At 64.4% G+C, this 20,973-nt stretch carries 16 protein-coding genes; 9 read left to right on the forward strand and 7 right to left on the reverse strand.

Features of this window, described 5'->3' with window-relative positions; translation table 11 throughout:
- Positions 1-476 precede the first annotated feature (476 nt).
- Together AC57B1_RS08865 and AC57B1_RS08870 are read left to right on the forward strand one after the other, a co-directional pair.
- Positions 477-1,592 carry a glycosyltransferase family 4 protein gene (locus AC57B1_RS08865; RefSeq protein WP_496417279.1) on the forward strand — a complete coding sequence of 372 codons (1,116 nt, stop codon included), beginning with the start codon at positions 477-479 and terminating at the stop codon, positions 1,590-1,592.
- Complete coding sequence (locus AC57B1_RS08870) at positions 1,589-2,419, forward strand: polysaccharide deacetylase family protein (protein ID WP_496417280.1); 831 nt, start codon at positions 1,589-1,591, stop codon at positions 2,417-2,419. The genes AC57B1_RS08865 and AC57B1_RS08870 overlap by 4 nt, the downstream gene beginning before the upstream one ends.
- A 53-nt stretch (positions 2,420-2,472) precedes the next feature.
- On the opposite strand, the gene AC57B1_RS08875 is transcribed toward AC57B1_RS08870, so the two are convergent.
- The 7 genes from AC57B1_RS08875 to AC57B1_RS08905 form a co-directional block, all read right to left on the reverse strand.
- Complete coding sequence (locus AC57B1_RS08875; protein ID WP_408185587.1) at positions 2,473-4,026, reverse strand: phospholipase D family protein; 1,554 nt, start codon at positions 4,024-4,026, stop codon at positions 2,473-2,475.
- 158 nt (positions 4,027-4,184) lie between these two features.
- The gene (locus AC57B1_RS08880; RefSeq protein ID WP_496417281.1) at positions 4,185-5,132 is read right to left on the reverse strand and encodes a TauD/TfdA dioxygenase family protein; all 948 of its coding nucleotides are present in this window, start codon (positions 5,130-5,132) and stop codon (positions 4,185-4,187) included.
- A 51-nt stretch (positions 5,133-5,183) separates the two neighbouring features.
- A complete protein-coding gene (locus AC57B1_RS08885) occupies positions 5,184-6,560 on the reverse strand; it encodes an LLM class flavin-dependent oxidoreductase (protein ID WP_496417282.1) in 1,377 nt (458 codons plus the stop codon).
- A 46-nt stretch (positions 6,561-6,606) separates the two neighbouring features.
- The gene (locus AC57B1_RS08890; protein ID WP_408351124.1) at positions 6,607-7,473 is read right to left on the reverse strand and encodes an ABC transporter ATP-binding protein; all 867 of its coding nucleotides are present in this window, start codon (positions 7,471-7,473) and stop codon (positions 6,607-6,609) included.
- 34 nt (positions 7,474-7,507) lie between these two features.
- Entirely contained in the window at positions 7,508-8,386 is an 879-nt protein-coding gene (locus AC57B1_RS08895; protein WP_496417283.1) for an ABC transporter permease, read from the reverse strand.
- A 146-nt stretch (positions 8,387-8,532) separates the two neighbouring features.
- Positions 8,533-9,384: an ABC transporter permease gene (locus AC57B1_RS08900; protein WP_408481467.1), complete on the reverse strand. Its 852-nt coding sequence runs from the start codon at positions 9,382-9,384 to the stop codon at positions 8,533-8,535.
- 29 nt (positions 9,385-9,413) lie between these two features.
- On the reverse strand, positions 9,414-10,481 hold the full coding sequence (locus AC57B1_RS08905) for an ABC transporter substrate-binding protein (RefSeq protein ID WP_408351132.1): 1,068 nt from the start codon (positions 10,479-10,481) through the stop codon (positions 9,414-9,416).
- Between the two features lie 296 nt (positions 10,482-10,777).
- Between AC57B1_RS08905 and AC57B1_RS08910 the strand changes: the two genes are divergently transcribed.
- The 7 genes from AC57B1_RS08910 (at position 10,778) to AC57B1_RS08940 (ending at position 20,824) form a co-directional block, all read left to right on the forward strand.
- On the forward strand, positions 10,778-12,259 hold the full coding sequence (locus tag AC57B1_RS08910) for an MFS transporter (protein ID WP_496417284.1): 1,482 nt from the start codon (positions 10,778-10,780) through the stop codon (positions 12,257-12,259).
- A 57-nt stretch (positions 12,260-12,316) separates the two neighbouring features.
- The gene (locus tag AC57B1_RS08915) at positions 12,317-13,378 is read left to right on the forward strand and encodes an ABC transporter permease (protein WP_496417285.1); all 1,062 of its coding nucleotides are present in this window, start codon (positions 12,317-12,319) and stop codon (positions 13,376-13,378) included.
- Complete coding sequence (locus tag AC57B1_RS08920) at positions 13,372-14,202, forward strand: ABC transporter ATP-binding protein (RefSeq protein WP_496417286.1); 831 nt, start codon at positions 13,372-13,374, stop codon at positions 14,200-14,202. Before AC57B1_RS08915 ends, AC57B1_RS08920 begins: the two co-directional genes overlap by 7 nt.
- Positions 14,203-14,264: 62 nt before the next feature.
- Positions 14,265-15,302, forward strand: a complete 1,038-nt coding sequence (locus tag AC57B1_RS08925; RefSeq protein ID WP_408351144.1) for an ABC transporter substrate-binding protein — start codon at positions 14,265-14,267, stop codon at positions 15,300-15,302.
- Between the two features lie 12 nt (positions 15,303-15,314).
- A complete protein-coding gene (gene soxC / locus AC57B1_RS08930) occupies positions 15,315-16,592 on the forward strand; it encodes a sulfite dehydrogenase (protein WP_496417379.1) in 1,278 nt (425 codons plus the stop codon).
- Positions 16,585-17,172 (forward strand): c-type cytochrome, encoded by a 588-nt coding sequence (locus AC57B1_RS08935; protein WP_496417287.1) that lies wholly within the window; start codon positions 16,585-16,587, stop codon positions 17,170-17,172. Before soxC ends, AC57B1_RS08935 begins: the two co-directional genes overlap by 8 nt.
- A gap of 283 nt (positions 17,173-17,455) precedes the next feature.
- Positions 17,456-20,824, forward strand: a complete 3,369-nt coding sequence (locus AC57B1_RS08940) for an enterotoxin A family protein (protein ID WP_496417288.1) — start codon at positions 17,456-17,458, stop codon at positions 20,822-20,824.
- Positions 20,825-20,973 lie beyond the last annotated feature (149 nt).

Consider the following 20,973-nt stretch of genomic DNA (forward strand, 5'->3'; position numbering starts at 1 on the left):
ATTCGCGGCATTGAGGGGCGAACGCGTCGCGAACGCTGAAACCCCCTGGACACATTCGACCAGCGCCCGCTCAAAGACATCATCCGCAATTGATCGACGGAGAATGCCAGCAGTAGTCAAGCGCTTTCCGTCTTTGTGCTTTTCCCTCCGGCGCTTTGAAAGCCCAAAAACAACACTTTCCCCACGACAACGTTTGCGCCAATGCGAGCCGACCGTAACGGTATGTTTGCCTATTTACAAAACCGGAAGCCGCCCAAATACTCCGGCATCGACTTGAAAGTCGAGTGTCAACGAGAAGTCATGCCAGGCCGTTAAATGGACATCGACCGATAGCAGGTTGAGTTCACTTCCACATCGCTGCGCCCCCATGAACAAAGCGTTTGCCTGCCGACCGCACAGGTCCGAGGTAAATATTACGAACGATTACGAGCTGCACGTCGTAGACAGGATAGGTTGCCGTAAGGCAAGTCAGCGCAATGAAAGCATTAAGCGTTCTCCACAGCGAGTCGTCGCGTGGATGGGGAGGCCAGGAGGTTCGCACGCTCAAGGAAATGATCGCGCTGCGCTCGCTCGGCCATAACGTCGAGCTCGTGTGCCCGGAAGACGCGCGCATCGGCATCCGTTCGCGCGCCGAAGGCTTCGAAGTGCATCATGCGCGCATGCGCAGCGGCGGCGACCTGCGCTCCATGCTGACCATCAGGACGCTGCTCGAGCGTCGGCGCTTCAACGTGCTGAACACCCATAGCGGACATGACAGCCTCGTCGCAGGCATGGCGGGGCGGCTTGCGCGCACGCCGTTGATCGTGCGCACGCGGCATCTGGCGTTGCCTATCACGTCGTTGGCCACGTACAACTGGCTGCCGCATCGCGTCGTCGCGGTCAGCCATCATGTGCGGAAGTATCTGATTTCGGCGGGCGTGCATGAAAGCCGCGTGGAGACGATTTACGACGGCATCCTGAAGCCGGAAGCGCTGACACGCTCCACCCTGCGCGACGAACTCGGACTGGACGCCACGAGCGTGGTTGCCGGAATGGTGGCGATCATCCGCGAGAAGAAAGGCCATGAGGATCTCATCGCAGCCGTTCAGCCGATGCTGGCCGAGCGGCCCAACCTGCATGTCGTGATGGCCGGTGACGGCGTGTGGTTCGACAAGATCAAGGCCATTGTCGACGGCATGGGGTTGGCCCATCGCATCCATCTGCTCGGGTTCCGCACGGACATTGCCAACGTATTGCGCGGATGTGATCTATTCGTTTTACCGACACATCAGGAAGCGCTCGGCCAATCCTTCATAGAAGCGATGGCGGCAGGTCTGCCGGTGATCGGCACGCGGGTCGACGGCGTGCCCGAGTTGATCGACGACGGCGTGAACGGCCTGCTCGTGCCGCCGCACGATATCGATGCGTTGAGAAGCGCGCTCGCGCGTCTGATCGACGATGCGCCGCTGCGCGAGCGCCTGGGGTTTGCGGCGCGTCTGAAGACCGACAGCCGATTCACGGTCGACGCCATGGCGAACGAGACCATTGACTGCTATATGCGCGGCATCTATGCCCGGCGTCCTTACTACGGCCAATGGCGGGCGACAGCATGACGAAGTTCGCACGCGCGGTGCCGGTGCTGATGTATCACCATATCAGTACCGCGCCAGGCATGATCACGGTGTCGCCCGAGCATTTTGCCGAGCAGATGGCGTATCTGGCCGCTGCCGGCTACACGACCATCGGCAGCGCGCAACTATCGGCCTATCTGGCGGGCGAGCCCTTGCCGAAGAAATCCGTCGTGCTCACTTTCGACGACGGCTACCTCGACAACTGGGTGCATGCGCATCCGGTTCTGCAGGCGCACGGCTTGACCGCGCTGTGCTTTCTGGTGACGAGCTGGATCGGTGAAGGGCCGGTGCGCGAGCATGCGCGCTCGGGCGGCGACGTGCCTGCCTTGCTCAATCACCACGACGGCGAACGGGCGATTGAAAACGGCGAACCCGACCGCGCCATTCTGCGATGGTCCGAGATTCATGCCATGCGTGAAGCCGGCACGTTCGAATTTCACAGTCACACGCATAGCCACGTGAGATGGGATCAAGTGTCCTCTCACGCAGAGGAGAAATGCGCGGGACTGTCAGCCGATCTCGCGAGCGCACGCGCCGCGCTGGAGCAGAAGCTGGGCGGCGTGTCGGATCACCTGTGCTGGCCGCAGGGCTATCACGACGCGGACTATCGGCGCATCGCGGCTCAGGCGGGCTTCCGCCATTTCTACACGTGCGAGCCGGGTTCGAACTATTCGGGCCGCAATGACGGCGCGGCGCGCTCGATTACTCGCCTCGAAGTACGGAACAAGCCGGCTTCATGGCTGGCTTCGCGGTTGTGGGTCCATACACGGCCCACGATCAGCCGTGCGTATCTGAAGATCAAACGTTGATCCGCTGAAGTTGTTTCGCTGAAGTTGAACCGCTGAATCAGTGCGGTCCGGCGTTACAGCTGCGATTCGATCGGCAGCAAGCCAAGGAACCAGATACCGACACGCTTCATGCCGGACACGCCGGGTTCGCCGCTCTCGGTCACCTTGCCATCCGGCGCGGTGTCGATCCACACGATCCTGCTCGTACCGTTGGGATCGGTGCGGGTTTCGAGCCGCCACGCGATCTGGTCCAGCTTCGGTTCGAGCCCATCGGCGACCTGTGCGGCGAGCGGGGGGCTTTCGCAATACACGCCGATCTCCGTATTGAGGGTGATGGAACGAGGATCGAGATTCATCGAGCCGATAAAGACGCTGCTCCGGTCGAATACATAGGTCTTTGCATGCAGCGAAGCCTTCGAGGAACCGAGAATCGATTTCTTCTTCCCGCCGCTGTCTTCGCCGGCAGCCGGTTTCAATTCATAGAGGTGGACGCCGGCGTCGAGCAGATCCTTGCGGTAACGCTGATACCCCGCGTGCACGGCGGCAACGTCGGTTGCGGCGAGCGAGTTCGTCAGCACGGTGACACGCACGCCGCGCTGTGTCTGGGCACGCATCCACGCTACGCCCTTTTTGCCGGGCACGAAGTACGGCGAGATGACCAGCACTTCCTTGGCGGGCTCGATACGCAACGCATTGAACTGCGACAGCAAGTGTCCCTGCGGATCGTCCGGCGAGCGGGTGATCTTGGCGGGGTCGTCGTAGAGCAGGGTCGCTTTGCCCCACGAGAAGTCGGTGTCGCGCGCAGCCAGCGTTTCGCCGAGCCTGGCTCTCGCCTGCGTGACGTAGGGCGAATCATGCTCGGATGCGATGAACGCCGTGAGCTTCGCGCGATAGGCCGGCAGCGCGTCCGGCTCGGCGGCATGTCCGGTCAGGCTGACGATCGGATAGGCGGCATCCGAGTTCCAGAATTCGTCGAAGGCGTTGGAGACGCGATGGACCACGGGTCCGAAAGTCAGCACGTCGAGGTCGCCGAAATCGACCTCGCTGGATGCGCCGAAGTACTCATCGCCGATGTTGCGGCCACCCAGAATGGCGGCCTGATTGTCCGCGATCAGCGACTTGTTGTGCATGCGACGGTTGATCCGGCTGAACTCCAGCGCCGTGCCCAGTTTCTTGAAGCTGCGGTTGGCGACCGGATTGAAGAGGCGTATTTCGATGTTGGGATGCGAGCTGATGGCGAGCAGAACCTTGTCGTCGGCGCCCGTGCCCAGATCGTCCAGCAGAACGCGAACCCTGACGCCGCGATCGGCCGCTTTGAGCACCGCGTTCGCCAGGTGGCGGCCGGTCAGGTCGTCGTGCCAGATGTAGTACTGCAAGTCCAGCGTACGATCGGCCGCTTCCGCGAGCACGATACGGGCGAGCAGGGCATCGACGCCGTTGGACAACAGGTGAAAGGCGCTGCTGTCGGGGTGCTTGCGCTCCTGCGGTACGAAGGCGGCGGCAAGCCGGGTGTTGTCCGTGTCCGTCAGTGCGTGCGTCTCGGTGCGGCCGGCCTGCGGCGGCAAGCTCGCGCAGGCGCTCAGCAGCGTGAACAGTAAGACTGCTGCAATGCCACGAAACGTCGCCATATTGTGCCCTTCGATCGTCCCAGTCCGTAAGATAGCCGAGAGACATGGGGCGAGTCGAGTGAGCACTGATGGTTTGGCGGATTTGCGCGCGCCGTGCCTAAGTCATGGCGATGTCATGCCGAAGTTCTGCTGAAGTCCTGCGGCGCGCGGCGGCGTCCTCAGTTCAAGGCGACGGCCGCGGCGGCGCTGACCGGCGAACCTTCGATCGCCACCGACTGCGCGCCGTCCGGGCCGACGGGCACGTCGCCGACCAGCGTCGTGCGGTACAGCTGCCGGTCGAAGTCGAGATCGAAGATATCCGTGGGCGCGAGATGAGCCGTTGCCCGGTTGTCCCAGAACGCGACGCTGCCGGCCTCCCATTTGAAGCGCACGGTGAACTCCGGCCGCGTCACGTGTTCCCACAGCAGTTCGAGCAGCACCTGGCTTTCGCGCGGGCTCACGCCGACTATGGATTTCAGGAAGCTCGGGCTGACATACAGCGCCCGCTCGCCCGTTTCCGGATGAACCCTGACAAGCGGATGTTCGGTGACGAGCGCGCGTTGCTCGACGGCCTGGATGAACGCTTGCGTTCCGCTCGCGCCGGCCGGCGGCGTGAACCGGTGAACGCCACGCAGTCCGTCGACGAAAGAACGCAGCGGCGCAGATAGCTTCTGATAGGCGGCGACCAGGTTGGTCCACTGCGTGTCGCCGCCGTAAGGGGGAATCGTCACGCCGCGCAGGATCGACGCCCACGGCGGATTGACCGCGGCCGTGACATCCGTGTGCCAGCCCGTCCAGGGGCGTTGCAGGGTCTGCCCTTCGAAACGCGTGGCCTTGCGGTACTTCGAAATCGAATAGACCTCCGGATGCCCCTCCACGTGGCCGAACACCGGATGTCCCAAGGTCAGTTCGCCGAATTGCGCGGAGAACGCAACATGCTGCTCGTGCGTCAGGAACTGCTCGCGAAAGAACACGACGCGCCACTTCAGAAGCGCCGCGCGAATCTCCACGATCTGGCGCGCATCCAGCTTCTGCGTGAGATCGACAGCGTGAATCTCCGCGCCGATATGCGCGGACAGCGGCGTGAGCTGAATCGACTGTACTTCCTGCACTGCGGCTGCACTCATGAAAAACTCCTTGCGAAAGAGAACGCGCGCGACGGTGTGAGCGCCGGCGCTTTATCGGCCGGCTGCGGCCGCGAGTTGCTGCGTGGCCGTGGCGTATCGGTTCGCGGGGCGCGGCAGCCCGAGATTGCCGCGCAGCGTGCCTGCCTCGTATTCCGTGCGAAACAGCCCACGCCGTTGCAACTCGGGCACCACCAGTTCGGCGAATTCCGTCAGTCCGCCTGGCAACCAGGGGGACATGATGTTGAAACCGTCCGCGCCTTCTTCCTCGAACCACTGCTGCAACTGGTCCGCGATGCTTTGCGGCGTGCCGACCACCTGCCGATGGCCGCGCGCACCGGCAATGCGCAGATACAGATCGCGAATCGTCAGGTTTTCGCGCCGCGCGAGATCGAATAGCAGGCGTTGACGGCTCTTGCCGCCGTTGGTTTCCGGCAATTCGGGCAGCGGTCCGTCCACGGGGTATTGGGAGAGGTCGACGCCGCCGGACATGTTCGACAACAGCGACAGGCCCACGGTCGGATGAATCAGGTCCTGGAGCGCGGCGAACTTCGCCTCGGCTTCCTCCTGGGTGCGGCCGACCACCGGGAAAATGCCGGGCATGATCTTCAGATGGTCCGGCGCGCGCCCGTATTTCGCCAGACGCCCTTTGACGTCGCGATAGAACGACCGCGCTTCGTCGAGCGTTTGATGCGCGACGAAGATCACCTCGGCGGTTTGCGCCGCGAGCTCACGCCCGGCCTCGGACGCGCCCGCCTGCACGACGACCGGCCAACCCTGCGGCGAACGCGCCACGTTCAGCGGCCCGCGCACCTTGAAGTGCCTGCCCGCGTGGCCGAGCACGTGCAGCTTGTCCGGATCGAAATAGACGCCGCTGTTCTTGTCGCGGATAAACGCGTCGTCTTCCCAGCTATCCCATAGGCCCGCCACCACGTCGTAGAACTCTCTCGCGCGCTCGTAGCGGACCGCGTGCTCCGGATGCCGATCGAAACTGAAATTGAGCGCCTCCGATTCCGTGCTCGACGTCACCAGGTTCCAGCCCGAGCGGCCGCCGCTCAGATGATCGAGCGACGCGAATTTGCGCGCGAGGTTATACGGCTCGTTGAACGTGGTGGACACCGTCGCGATCAGGCCGATATGTTTCGTCACGACCGAAAGCGCCGACAGCAAGGTAAGCGGTTCGAAGTGATCGGCGCGCGCGGTGCGCGATAGCGAGGGCAGATTGGTATCGCGCACGCTCACGCTGTCGGCGAAAAAAATCGCGTCGAATTTGGCGCGCTCGGCGATCTGCGCGAGCTCCGCGTAGTGCGCGAAGTCCAGTCCGCCACCCGCATGCGCATCGGGATGCCGCCATGCGGCGATGTGGTGGCCCGTCTCCATCAGGAAGGCGCCCAGTCTGATCTGCCGCTTCGGCTGTTTGTCGCCGCTCATCGTCTGCTCCGTGAAGGGTGGTTGTGCGAATGGGACAGCAGGCGTGTCACCACGCAAGCCGCCATTCGGTGATCGGGGGACTTGCTGCCGGAATGCGCGCGCCGTCTTGCGGCGTATCGTCCGTATGGGGCTCGCGTGGCGCGGTGTCAGGCCCGGCAAAGTCGGCCAGCACTTCGTCGCGCAAGCGGATGAAGCGCGGGTCATGGCGCTCGCGCGGACGCGGCAAGGCCACGTCCACGATCCGCTTGATACGGCCGGGGCGCGGTGCCATCGTGACGACGCGATCGCCGAGGTAAAGCGCTTCGTCGACATCGTGCGTGACGAGGATCATCGTGATGCGTTCGTGTTCCCAGATGCGCTGCAACTCGTTTTGCAAACGGCCGCGCGTTAGCGCGTCGAGTGCGCCGAATGGCTCGTCGAGCAGCAGCACGCGCGGGCGATTGACGAGGCCGCGCGCAATCGCCACGCGCTGCGCCATGCCACCCGACAGTTGGTGCGGGTAGGCATGTTCAAAACCCTTGAGCCCGACTAGCGCGATATGTTCCGCCACGGCTTCGCGTTTTTCCGCTGCGGAAAGCGGCGCATTGCGCAGCGCGGCGAGAATGTTTTGCGAAGCCGTGAGCCACGGAAACAAGCGGTGATCCTGGAACACGATGCCTCGTTCGAGCGATGTGTCGCGCACCTTGTCGCCCGCGACCACGATGTCGCCGCTATAGTCGGTGTCCAGTCCGGCGATCAGCCGCAGCAGCGTGGATTTACCGCAGCCGCTCGAACCGAGCACGCTGACGAACTCGCCGGCGCGCACCCGCAGGCTGATGTCGTCGAGCACGGCGAGCGGTGCGCCGCCTTGCTGCGCGTAGCGTTTGCTGACGTGGAGAATGTCGATGCTGTCGGAGAGCGTGGAAGATGTCATGAGCGGTCCGGGCGGTGAGAGTTCAGTTGCGGGTTCATCGAACGGCGGACTGGAGCCGGCGCGCGAAGATCGCGCGTTCCACGGCCCGCGCCAGCGCGTTCAATGCCCAGCCGGTTACGCCGACCACGATCACGCCGAACAGCACCAGATCCATGCGGAACTGCTCGCTGCCGTCGATCAGCGTATTGCCGATGCCGCTGCCGGCCACCAGCAGATATTCGGCGCCGAGCGTGGCGAGCCATGAATAGATCAGCGCGAGATAGATGCCGGTGAAGATCGACGGCAGCGCGGCGGGCAGGATCACGGCGCGAATGAGTTGCCAGCGCGAGTAACGGAAGGCGCGCGCGACTTCGATATAAGCGGGCGGTACGGCGTGGATGCCGTCGCAGGTGTGCGCGGTGACGGGCAGAAGCGCGGCGAGCGAGAGGAACACGACTTTCGCCGCGTCGCCCAGACCGAACCACACGGAGATCAGCGGAATCCACGCGAACAGCGAAATCTGCTTGAAGGTGTCGAAGCTCGGCCCGATCATGCGTGTGGCAAGCCGCGAGAAGCCGAGCACGCTGCCGAGCAGCAGGCCGCCCAGCGTGCCGATCACAAAGCCGCTCGCTTCGCGTGCGAGCGAGGCCGAGAGCGCCTTCAGCAGCGCGCCGCTGATGATCTGCTGCCATGCGGTGGCGAGCACCTGCGCGGGGCTGACCAGCAGGCCGCTTTTGATCACATGCGCCTCCGAAACGGCCCACCAGATCGCAATCGCGACGACGGGCAAGACGCTCCCGCGCCAATCGAAGCGCGCCAGCCACGGACGGCGGGGCCGGGCGGCGCGCTGGAAAGCGGCGGGCGCGGCGCAGTCGCAGGCTGCGTCGGCGGACTTGGGCGACGGGGTGGAACGTTTGAAGAGGGCGAGAGTCATTGGGGTGTCCTCACGGGCGGCGCTTCGCGGGCGTGGCTGACGGTGGTGTCGGTGCATATCGCAGCGCCTGGGGTGTCCGGGTGTGTCCTGCGGTGTCGCGGTGCGGACTGGTCCGTATCGATGCGTGTTCGTGCGCCTGCATGCCATCACTCGCGGAACGCCGAGGGCTGTCCGCGCCGCAAACGCGCTTCGAGTGCGTCCAGCGCCCGATTCACCGCATAACCAATCGCGCCCACCACGACCACCGACGCCATCACCAGGTCGAGCTGAAAAAGCTGCCGCCCGTAGACGATCAGATAGCCGAGTCCTTCGGAAGACGCCACCAGTTCGACGACCACCAGCGCGAGCCATGCCTTGGTGAACGCGAGCCGCACTCCGGTGGCGAGCGTCGGCACGGCCGCGGGCAGAACCAGATAGACAATCCGTTGCCAGCCGCTGTATTCGAACACCCGCGCGACTTCATCGAGCGCGGCGGGCGTTTGCCGGAAGCCTTGCAGCGTGCTCAGCGTGACCGGCACGAGCGCCGCATGCGCGATCAGAATGTATTTGAGCGGTTCGCCCACACCCACCAGCAACAGCAGGAACGGCAGCCAGCCGAGCACGGGAATCTGCACCAAAGCATTGAAGCTCGGCAGCACATAAGCCTCGAGCCTGCGCGACAGACCCAGCGCCGCGCCGAGCGCGAAGCCGAGCAGCGTGCCGGCGCCAAAACCCAGCAGCACGCGTTGCAGGCTGATCAGCGTATTGCGCGCGAGGTCGCCGCTGCGGGCCAGTTCGACGAGCGTGTCGAACACACGCTCGGGCGGCGGCAGGATTTGCGGTGCGATCCAGCCGCGCTCGCAGCCCACGGTCCAGAGCGCGAGCAGCAGGGCGGGCAACACCCAGGGCGCGAGCCGCCACGCTATTGCGCGCAGCCGCGCATCGCGCAATAGCGACGCGTGCGGCACGTTGGCTGAGGCAAGCCGTTCACGTTCGACGTGGATTACGGTTTCGCTCATCGTGATCGCTCCGGTGAGGTGGCTGAGCGTTAGCCGAGCGGTTTGCCCGCGGCGTCGTAACGCGTCCAGTAGTGGTCGAGTTTTTGCGTGCGCAGCGCGTTGTCGAGATACTTCGTTTCGAACCAGCCATCCACTTCGACCGGCTGACGAATCAGCTTGAGTTTCAACGCGTCGTCGGCCACGGCTTTGTAGCGCGCCACGATGAACGGATCGATCAGCGGCGAATTGCGATCCTTCAGGCTTTGATTCGCGAACTCGGCCTGCCATGACGAATAAGGCACGCCGCTTTTGGCCCAGAGTTTGAAGAGCGCATCGCGGTTGGCTTCGTCGGAGGACCATTGCGCGCCTTTCACGAACACATTGACGACGCGCTGTACGACATCCGGATGCGCGTGATCGAAGTCGTCGAGCACCAGCAGATGAGACTGACGCGTGAACTGCGGACCATCGTTCTGCGATTCGTAGACGACCTTCGCGAGGCCCTGGTCACGCAGCTTGTACACGTGGTAATCGTTGACGGACGCGTCGATACCCTTGGACGCCAGCGCCGCGAGCGAACTCGCGGTATCGAGATTGATCACGCGCAGATCGCGTTCGTTCAACTGATTGGCGGCGAGCGCGTTGTCGGCGACGAGTTGCAGATTGGTGCCGCGAAAGATCGACACGCGCCGGCCTTTGAGGTCCTTGAGCGAGTGCACATCCGAATCCGCGGGCACGGCGACCTTGATGCCGGTGCGTACGCCCGAGGCGAGCAGCAGGTGCGTTTTCAGGCCATTGGCGCGGGCAAGCACGGCGGGCAGATCGCCCTGAAAGGCAAAGTCGAGCGACTTGTCGGCGATCGCTTCGTTGACCGCCGGGCCCGCGCCCTTGAAGAACAGCCATTCGACCTTGATGCCGTCGGCGGCGAATTCCTTTTCGAGCGACTGCTGCAATTGCACGGTCGCCGCCGGCGAGCCGCCGAACGAGGGCGGGTCGCCGGTGCCTTGTTGCGCGACACCGATGCGGATCACCGCGGGTTTGTCGGCGTAGGCATGGGTCGCGGCAAGCGAGAGTGTCGCCACCGCGACGAAAGTCTTCAGCAAACGGAAATAGCGCATGCGCAAATACCAATCGAGAGAAGGAAGCGGGTGTGAACGGGTGCGAGTGGGTGTGAAAGCTCAGGTCGGCGCACAGTTGGAACTACACGTTAGATTCGCGTGCGCTCGAATCCAACCAATCATTGCAGATAAGAAAATCTGCAGAAGTGCGAACCGTGCCGGGTACGCGTGGCTTCAAAGTGGTGCATTGAAGCAAGCGCGGATTTCCCGATTTGCATAGTTGAATTCGTCGTTTTGCCGGCATCGATCGCATGGCTACCATGCAACGCTTCAGCCACTCATGCGAAGTCCGGATCATGTCCACTGTTGCTTTCCCACCCGCCGCCGCCGACCCGCAGGCGAGCGCCGATAGCGCCGCGCGGCCCGCTGTCATTCGTAGCGCGCAAGACGTCTCGCGTATCGTCAATGCCGGCGCTGCCAAGGGCAGTAATGCACGCATCGTGATTGCGATCGCGCTCGGCGGCGTTTTTCTCGATGCTTACGACCTGACCTCGCTCGCTTACGGGATCAAGGACATCGCGCGCCAGTTCTCGTTGTCGCCGGTGCAGGTGGGCTTCGTTTCATCGGCCATTACGTTCGGCGCGATTCTCGGTGCGCTGTTCGGCGGCTATCTGACTGACCGTATCGGCCGTTATCGTGTGTTCATGGCCGACATGCTGTTCTTCGTGGTCGCGGCGATTGCCGCGGGTCTCGCGCCGAATGCATGGGTGCTCGGCGGCGCGCGGTTTTTGATGGGTTTCGGCGTTGGCCTCGATTTACCGGTGGCGATGGCCTTTCTCGCGGAGTTCTCACGCGTGGCGGGCAAGGGCAACAAGGCGGCCAGCGTCGCGGCGTGGTGCCCCGCCTGGTATGCGGCCACGAGCACCTGCTATCTGCTGATTCTCGGGCTTTACGCGATTCTGCCGGAGCATCAGCTCGGCTGGCTGTGGCGTCTGACGCTGGCCTTCGGCGCGGTGCCGGCGATTGTGATCATTCTGGTACGCAGCCGCTATATCAGCGAATCGCCGGTGTGGGCCGCGAATCAGGGCAATCTGGAAGAGGCGGCGCGGATTCTCAAGCGCTCGTATGGCGTGGACGCCGTGGTCGAAGCCGGCGCCGCGCCGGTGAACAAGCCGCGCGCCGCATCGTGGCGCAACTACGGCGTGCTCTTCAACGACACTTACCGGCGCCGCACGATTCTCGCCGCGGTGATCGGCAGTGCTTCCTCGTTTGGCTACAACGCAATCATCTTCGGCTTGCCGGTGATCATCACGAGCTTCTTTCACCAGGGCCCGCTCACCACGATCATCGCGGCGCTGTGCCTGAATCTGGCGTTTGCGTTCGTGGGCGGCCTGATCGGCGTGCGCACGGCGCCGACGGTCGGCGCCTGGAAAATGACGGTGCTTGGCCACTCGCTGCAGTTCGCCTCGCTCATCGGGCTCGCCCTGATCGGCAAACCGGGCAGCGGCGCGCTCGTCGTGGTGGCGATCCTGCTGCTCGGCGGCTATCTGTTCGGACAGGGTTTCGGACCGGGCTCGCATTCGATGACGTATGCGTCGCTCAGCTATCCGACGTCCTTGCGCGGCATCGGTGTCGGCTTCAACCAGACGCTGGTGCGCAGCGCCTCGACCGTGTCGCTGTTTCTGTTCCCCGTGCTGGCCGCCGCGTTCGGCACCAAGGTGTTCTGGCTGATCGCAATTGCGCCGCTGACTTCGCTGCTCGTGCTGCTGGTGATTCGGTGGGAGCCGTCAGGCTATGACATCGACGGCGAGGATTACGCGCAGCCAGCCCCCGCGTGAAGACGATTTTCAGTATGCGCTCGCGCTAACTCAACAAGGCAGGAGGCTGGAACGCTTATGTCCACCCAGTTCGATTCGATTGCGACGCGAGGGCCTGATATCGACGCGGAGTCCGGCGACGCCAGGGACCTCGCAAACGGGCGCGCGCTCCCTCGCGGCGTGCTGATTGCATGGCTTGCCGCGCTCGCGTGGCTGGCCAGCGCGGCGCTGACCCAGTGGTGGCCGAGTCTCGACGATTGGCCGTACACGAAAACCTTCATTGCGCTCAAGCTGGTGCTCGCGGCATTCGCGGCTGCGACGGCGCTCGCGGGATGGCGCGCTCCGTCCGGGCGCAAGGCGGCAACCTCCACGCGTATCGGTGCATGGCTCGCGGCAATGCCGTGGCTGCTTGCGCTGGCGCTCGGCGTCAGCGCCTGGGAAGCCGTCACGGCACAGCTCGAATGGTTGCCGCGGCCGTTCTTCGCGCCGCCGCAAGCGTTGATCGGCGTCTATGCCGAAGACTACCCGCGGCTCGGCACGAGCGTCGTGCATTCGTTCGGCCTGCTTGCCTACGGTTATCTGCTCGGCGCGGTTGCGGGTTTCACGATCGGCGTGAGTATCGGCTGGTCGCAGGCCGTGAGTTACTGGGTGCATCCCGTTCTGCGGCTGATCGGCCCGTTGCCGGCCACCGCGTGGCTGCCGCTGGCGTTCTTCTTCTTCCCGTCGAGCTTTAGCGCAAGCGTGTTTCTGATCGCGCTGGCGACGGCGTTTCCGGTCGCCGTGCTGACGTGGTCGGGCGTGGCCGGCGTGAACTCAGCGTACTACGACATTGCCCGCACGCTCGGCGCGAGGCCCGCGTTCCTGATCCTGCGCGTCGCGATTCCGGCCGCGTTGCCGTCGGTGTTCGTCGGGCTGTTCATGGGGCTCGGCGCATCGTTTTCGGTGCTGATCGTCGCGGAGATGATGGGCGTGAAAGCGGGGCTCGGCTGGTATCTGCAATGGGCGCAGGGCTGGGCTGCGTACTCGAATATGTATGCCGCGTTGCTGGTGATGGCGCTGATGTGCTCCGGTCTGATCACGCTGCTGTTCCGCGTGCGCGACCGCCTGCTGGCCTGGCAAAAAGGATTGCTCAAATGGTAGCCGTACCCGAGGTATTGAATCAGCCGGCCGCCGCGGCGCCGGTTCGTGACGGCGCGCGCATCGACGTGCGTCACGTCAGTCATCGATTCGTGCTGCGCGGCGCCGCGTTGCCGGTGTTGCAGGACGTGAGTTTCGCCGTCGAGCCAGGCGAGTTCGTTGCGCTGCTCGGACCGAGCGGTTGCGGCAAGTCCACCTTGCTGCGGCTGGTCGCCGGGCTCGATGCGCCGACCCAGGGCAGCGTGCAGGCAGATGGCGTCGCGATCACCGGGCCCGATCCGTCGCGTGTGGTGGTGTTCCAGGATCCGACCTTGTACCCGTGGCGCACGGTGCGCGGCAACGTCGGCGTCGGTCCGCAGGCGCAGCGCGGAGGCTTTGCCCGGCGCGGCGGCTCGCAGGACGCGCGGGTGCGGCAACGCATCGATGCCGCGCTGGAGCTGGTCGGCCTGACTGAATTCGCCGAGGCGTTTCCGCATCAGTTGTCGGGCGGCATGGCGCAGCGTGTGGCGCTGGCCCGCGCGCTCGTCAACGATCCGGCGCTGCTGGTGCTGGACGAGCCGTTCGGCAAGCTCGATTCGCTGACGCGCATCCGCATGCAGAACGAACTCGCGCGCCTCTGGCGGGACGCACGCTTCTCCGTTCTGCTGGTGACGCACGACGTGGAAGAAGCGCTGTTGCTGGCGAACCGGGTGATCGTCTTTAGCGAGCGGCCGGCGCGGGTGATCGCCGAGGTGCGCAACGACGCGCCGTATCCGCGCCATCGCGACGACCCGAAACTGGTCGCGTTGCGGCGCGAGGTGCTTGCCCAGCTCGGTCTGGATACCTGAACGAATCGAACAATCGGCAAACGACAAACGACAAACGACAATCGACCTGAGGAATACCCACCATGAATCCCTTCGATGAAGCTCCGCCAAACCCGGCTCGCCGCGCATGGCTGCGCAAGACGGCGTGGAGCGCGGGCGCCGCGGCGTTAGGCGGTGCGGTGCTGATGCCTGGCTCGCTGACCTTCGCGCAAACGCCGCAGGCTCCGCTCAAGCCGCTCAAGCTTTCGTGGAATGCGGGCGCGATCTGCACCGCGCCCGTCGCCGTGGCGGTGAAGCAGGGCTTTTTCGAGCGTCACGGCTTGCAGGTCGAGCTGGTGAATTTTTCCGGCTCGACCGATCAGTTGCTGGAGGCGATCGCGACCGGCAAGTCCGACGCGGGCGTCGGCATGGCGTTGCGCTGGATCAAGCCGCTGGAGCAGGGCTTCGACGTAAAACTGACCGCCGGGATTCACGGCGGCTGCATGCGTTTGCTGGCCACGCGGGCGTCGGGCATTGTCGATTTGGGCGGACTGAAGGGCCGCACGATCGGCGTCAGCGATATGGCGAGTCCGACCAAGAATTTCTTCGCCATCGTGTTGAAGAAAATCGGCGTGGATCCGGAGCGTGACGTGAACTGGCGCCAGTATCCGGCGAATCTGCTGGGCGAGGCGTTGAAAAAGGGCGAAGTGCAGGCTATCGCGGATGGCGACCCGACCATCTGGTCGATCCGCGAGTCCGATCACCTTTATGAAGTGTCGAACAATCTGTGCGGCGAATACCAGACGCGTTCGTGCTGCGTGCTCGGCGTGCGCGGTTCGCTGGTGCGCAAGGATCGCGCGACCGCGCAGGCGTTGACCCAGGCACTGCTGGAAGCCACCGAGTGGACCGCGAATCATCCGGACGATGCCGCCGCGATCTTCTCGGTCTACACGCCATCCGCGAACGTGGGGCAACTGAGCGCGATGCTCAAGAGCCACACCGATCGTCATCATCCGGTCGGCGATGCGTTCAGGAAAGAAATCTCGCTTTATGCCGACGACCTGAAAGCGGTCGGCGTGCTCAACAGCGGCACCGATTCGAATCGCCTCGCGGACCGGGTGTTCTCGAATGTGCTGGCTTAGCGGCGGGGCATGATGCCATTACGTCTCCCTGTGCCGGACACGCCGCCGTCGCGCGGCCGCCGTCGATTGCTTGGCCGTCTGGCGGCCGGCGGTCTCGCCGTGTCCCAAGCCGCGGCCGCGAGCGAACTGCTCAAGCCGCTCGAGGTCGCGCCGTCGAGCCGCGTGCCCGGTGCGCCTATCCTCGACCATCCTTATGGTGTGCCGTCGTTGCACGAAGCAGATGTCGTGCGGCGTAGCGCGCGTGCGTGGCCGCTGCCGGGTGCGGCTTCGTCGATGACGCCGCTCGCCGATCTGCACGGCACGCTCACGCCCAACGGCCTGGTCTATGAACGCCATCATGGCGGCGTACCGGACATCGATCCCGATCAGCACCGGCTGGCGATACACGGGCTGGTGCGCACGCCGAAACTCTTCACGATGGACGACCTGCTGCGCCTGCCGTCCGAATCGCGCATTCATTTTCTCGAATGCTCCGGCAATACCGGCAACGAATGGAACGGTCCGAGCGGCATGCCGGTGCAACTCACGCATGGTCTGCTCTCGTGCTGTGAATGGACCGGTGTGCGCCTGTCTACTTTGCTGGAAGAGGTGGGCGGTTTATCCGTGTCCGGTCGGGCAGCCGGGGGTGGCTGGTTGCTCGCGGAGGGCGCCGATGCCGCCGCGATGACGCGCAGTTTGCCGCTCGATCGTATCCTCGACCGGGCGCTCGTGGTCTATGCCCAAAACGGCGAACGCTTGCGCCCGGAGAATGGTTATCCGCTGCGGCTGATCGTGCCCGGCTTCGAGGGCAATACCAACGTGAAGTGGCTGCGCCGCCTGAAGGTGGTCGACGCGCCGCTGCAAACCCGCGAGGAAACCTCGAAATATACGAGCCTGCTCGCGAACGGCACCGCGCGCCAGTTCGCCTTCGAGATGGACGCGAAGTCGGTGATTACGCGGCCGTCGCCGGGACATCGCCTCACCACGCACGGCTATTACCCGATCAGCGGTCTTGCCTGGTCGGGACGCGGCACGATCCGCAAGGTCGAGGTATCGACGGACGGCGGCGCAACGTGGCGTGCCGCGCGCCTCATTGGTGCGATCCACGATCGCGCGCTGACTCGCTTTGAGGCGGACTGGCGTTGGGACGGCGGCGCGGCCGCCATTCTCTCGCGCGCCACCGATTCGACCGGCTACTTGCAACCGACGCGCGCTGAACTCGTCGCGGCGCGCGGCCTGAATTCGCAATACCACTACAACGCGATCCAACAATGGCGCGTGGACGAAAGCGGCGAGGTGCGCAATGCATGACGGCCATCGCAGACTTACGCCGGCGCGCACGGCGCTGGCCACGCTGCTGTCTCTGGCGATGCTGGCGTCCTGCGCATCGAGCGCGCCGGTCGCGCGGGTCGCACTGCACACCGGCGCGGCTCACGAGATCGGCACGCCGCTCGCCGAGCAGGATCTCGCCGCCTGGAACATCGACGTCGCGCCGGATGGACGCGGCTTGCCCGCGGGCAGCGGCGATGTCGCGACGGGCGCGCACGTGTTCGCCGCGAAGTGTGCGGCGTGTCATGGCGCGCAGGGCCAGGGCGGTCTCGGCGACGCGCTGGTGGGCGGCCAGGGCACGCTCGCGAGCGCGAAGCCCAGGCGCACCGTGGGTAGCTACTGGCCTTATGCGACAACGCTCTTCGACTACATCCGCCGCGCGATGCCGTACAACGCGCCCGAATCGCTTTCCGCTAACGAGGTGTATGCGGTGAGCGCCTTCCTGCTCAACCAGAACGGCATCGTGCCGGCGAATACGCGCCTCGACGCGGCGTCCCTGCCGCGCGTGGTGATGCCCAATCGCGACGGTTTCGTGGCCGATCCGCGTCCGGGGCGGTTGTAGTCCCGGCCTGCGGGCGCCTGCGGGAAATCAGCGCCTCCGCTTAACTCTGTTTAACGCCTGCTGCGGGGCCGATCGCCCGATCGGCCACTGCGCACCACTGCGCGTGCGATGACCCGGCACGGCTATGCCGAGCGTTGGTGTAGCAGTTATTCAGCGCCCGACACGAAGCATGCTCACCCACACTGACCCTGTGCCGCCGAGAGCCATCATCCGCTGGTCAAGCGAAGAGCTGGTCCTGATTTCGGCGCCACGTCAACCGTGTCCCTTCTCGTGGGAGAGCCGTATGGAAATCAGTCGCACTAACGTATCGTCCTATCCCGTGGAATCGCGCGATCAGCCGAGCCAGCCTTCGCAACGTAACGATACGGGAACACCATCGCAGGCTGTTTCGCCTGCGCGAGTGCCTAGTCCATCTGGAAACGATGGCACGAACGCGGCACCCACCTCGACATCCAACTCGACGCTCTCCCGCGTTCGACGCGGCGGGGCACTCGGCAAGTGCGCCGCCGCGTCGGAGTTTCGCGAGTGCCGCGGCGGCGAAGCGTTGAAAGGGACGGCCGCGTCCTACCAGAAGTTCGACCAGGCCGATCTCGATCGAAAGCGAGGCAACACGGGGCATGGTGCCTGCGATGGCCTCGTCATGGAGGCAATACGCCGCGTCGACCGGAACGCGGACGGGAAAACCCCGGACGTGCCCTCCGCCGTGAAGCGGATCCTGGCCGACGCGGGTCGCAACTCAGTGACCCGCGAGGAGATGTTCGACCGGATCGATCGGTTTCAATACGACACCCGCTCGCTCGGCGTGAGCCGGTACGCGGAAGGCGGTGTCGATCGGCTCGGCGACACGGAAGATCGCACGGAGCGCATCGCCAACCTCATGACACGCATCCGTGACGAGATGCACGCGGGCGACATGGCGCATGTGCGGCTCGACCGGCTATCCACCAGTGACAATGCGCTCCGGGGTGGCCATGCGATGCTGATTGCGAGGCAAGCCGACGACCGTTATGTCCTGTTCGATCCGAACAACGGCGCGTTCGTTTACCGGAACCGGGGCGATATGGAGCACGCTCTCGGGGGATATCTGGAAACCGCGTACAACGAAGCGGATTTTCATCTCTCGCCCAACAGTATCCAGATCTTTACCGCACCCCAGCCGCGCGGGCGCCCGGCCGGTACGCCGCCACCGCCGCCGGTGCTTTCCGAACCTCCGCCTGCGCAGTCTCGCGAGGGCCTGTATGCGCGCACTGCGGCCGGCGCGAACGGGCTGTCGCAGGACATGCTTTCGGTCGCCGCGGAAACACCGCGCGCGATGGCCTATTCCGGGGCCGGCATGGCTGTCGACGCGCTCATGAATATTTCCCATGGCCGTGTTGCCGATCTGGCGAGCGCGACGGCCGATCTCAGGGATCGGCTTGGCAACCCACTGTCGCGACACGCGACGATCGAAGAGATTCACAGCCTGCAGGATGCCAACCAGTATTCGACGGTCGCGAATGTGCCGGATCACATCAGGCACGATGGCCGAAGCACGATTCGACGTGCCGCCGAGTTGGTCGACGATCTCAAACGAAACTTCGGCAGCCCCTATGTTCGCGACAACAGCTTGCGGGGCTATGACAACGACTTCGTCGAGATCCGTCTGAACGCTCCGGCCGACCGCAGCGCCCGCGTCGCCGGCGCACAGGGAGGCGTGCCGCCCGGGGAGGCGCCGGTCGTCGTGCAGAGGGTCAAACCGTCCGCGGACTATCGGAACGACGCCTACCAGATCTACGATCCGGCCGTCGGCGTATACAGCTATCGAAATTTCGACGCTATGTCGGCCGCCATCAGGAGCCGGTACGAGCAGGAGTACGCGCAAGGCCGCCACGACTACGCGACGACGGCGTGGTTCGCCAACCTGAACCGGAGCCAACCGGTGCAAGGCGTCAGCCAGGCCGAATTCGCCGTAGCGGGAGAGTCGCCCATCAACGACATCACGTTGGGCGATATCGCGGAGGCACACCACGTCGCCGTGCCGCCCATCGCTTTACCACCCGAGCCTGACATGGAGCGGCTCGGCGTGCCTCGGGCCGAGTTCAGGAAGCGGTCTACCGATACCTCGGACAACTCAACACAGAATGTGCTGTTCCGGCCTTCGACGGTAACGCCCGAAGCGTTGAAGGCGCAAGGCGGTTTCAGCATCGAGAGCGCGCCGCTAAAAGACGTGAGTCTCGACATGCACAATTTCGACGTGAGTTCGAATCCGTCCGCCGTCGACTCGGCCGGTTATCTCGGCACCTTCGAGCGTGGCGGCACGGCGTTGGAGCGCCTGGCGGCGCAGTCGAACAACGGCTACATCTACCGTGTAGCGCCGACGCCGAATATGGTGGATGTCAACGAAAGTCTCGGCGCCGGCTCCCGCGACCCGCAAACTCACGAACAGGCGGCGATGGGACGGATCGACTACACGCAGATCGTAGGTTGGCAGCACGTGCAGGACGGCAGACTGCAGCCGTTCGTCGCCAATCCCGATTACCGCTGGGATGTCTATGACCAGACGCAAACGGCCGGCGCCCAACCGCAACTGGCGCGCTTTCCGCTCACCAATCCCGCGTGGAACGACAGGCGTCATAGCCCGTTCCGGGCACGCATCTCATACACCGGCAAGCCCGCGGTGCCGCAACCCGAACAGGATCCGAATCGCACGCAAGCCGAGTTTTACGATCATGCGAGGTCGCAAGTGGCGCACCTCGTAGACCGGCAAGCCAGGGGGCTCGATTATCGCGGCCCGATGACGATGTGGGGCCACGGAGACGCCAGATGGCAGACCAAGCTCTATGTCGGCGCCAACGGCGAAGTCTGTTTCGATTATTCAGGCAGAGTCGACGTGCCGGGGAACACAAGCGAGTTCGTCATGGGCGAAGACGGACGCTTTCATCTCGCGAACGACAACAAGCGGGTGCTTCGTGTCGGCAGCGACGGCTACCTCTACGCGGGCGCTGTGCCGTCGGCTCGAACTAACCGCAACGGCGTTTTTGAATACGATGGCAAGCATCTCATTCACGCGGAAGATCGCAAGTTTCTCAGCGTCGGCAAGTACTCGTACTATCCATATGTCTCGCAAGGATCGTTGGGTAGCCGCTCCGAATGGAGTTTGACGGGCTTTGACGGGAAAGTGGTCGTGCCGCCGCCCACCAGCTTGCACACCTTCTGGAAAAGCACCGCGGGCGACCGGTTCCGCCTGTACGAATTCGCGAGAAATCCCGACTCGGCCTTGCCTCCCGGTGCGACGCGATTCGTCACGCAATTGCCAGGCATCGACGCCCGGAATAACTTTCTCGACAATGTCGACAAATGGACGCCGAAACAGGTTGGCAAGGCGGCGAAATGGCTCGCGCGGGGCAATGTCGCGTGGCTCTTCAGGGACGGCTACTATGCGCTCGCCAGTGGGCCCAATCAGCTCGAGGTGCGCAAGCTCGACAGCACACCCGTCTGGCGCGCGGCCATCGACCGGGCGACGCGCAAATGGCGCTGGCAGCCCGTCGGCGCACTCGCGTCCGACTACCGGGTTCCCGATCTCACGTGGGAGAGGATCAAGGCGGACGAGGACAGAAACCGTCAACTGCAACGGGTGCTCAAGCCTCGTTATACCGCGCACGGGCAGGACTGAAGCCGCGTGAAACGTGCGCGCCGGCCGTGCCGAACGCCCGCGCACGTGCGCGGAGACGGGCGGCCGCATGAGGCGCCGGTGCTCGCTTCACGGCCGGAGCGCGTTAAAGCAACGGCTTTATCACTCCAGCAGATATCCGTATCGGATTT

This window comes from Paraburkholderia sp. BGA-UO-ETr-F21 (assembly GCF_059567925.1).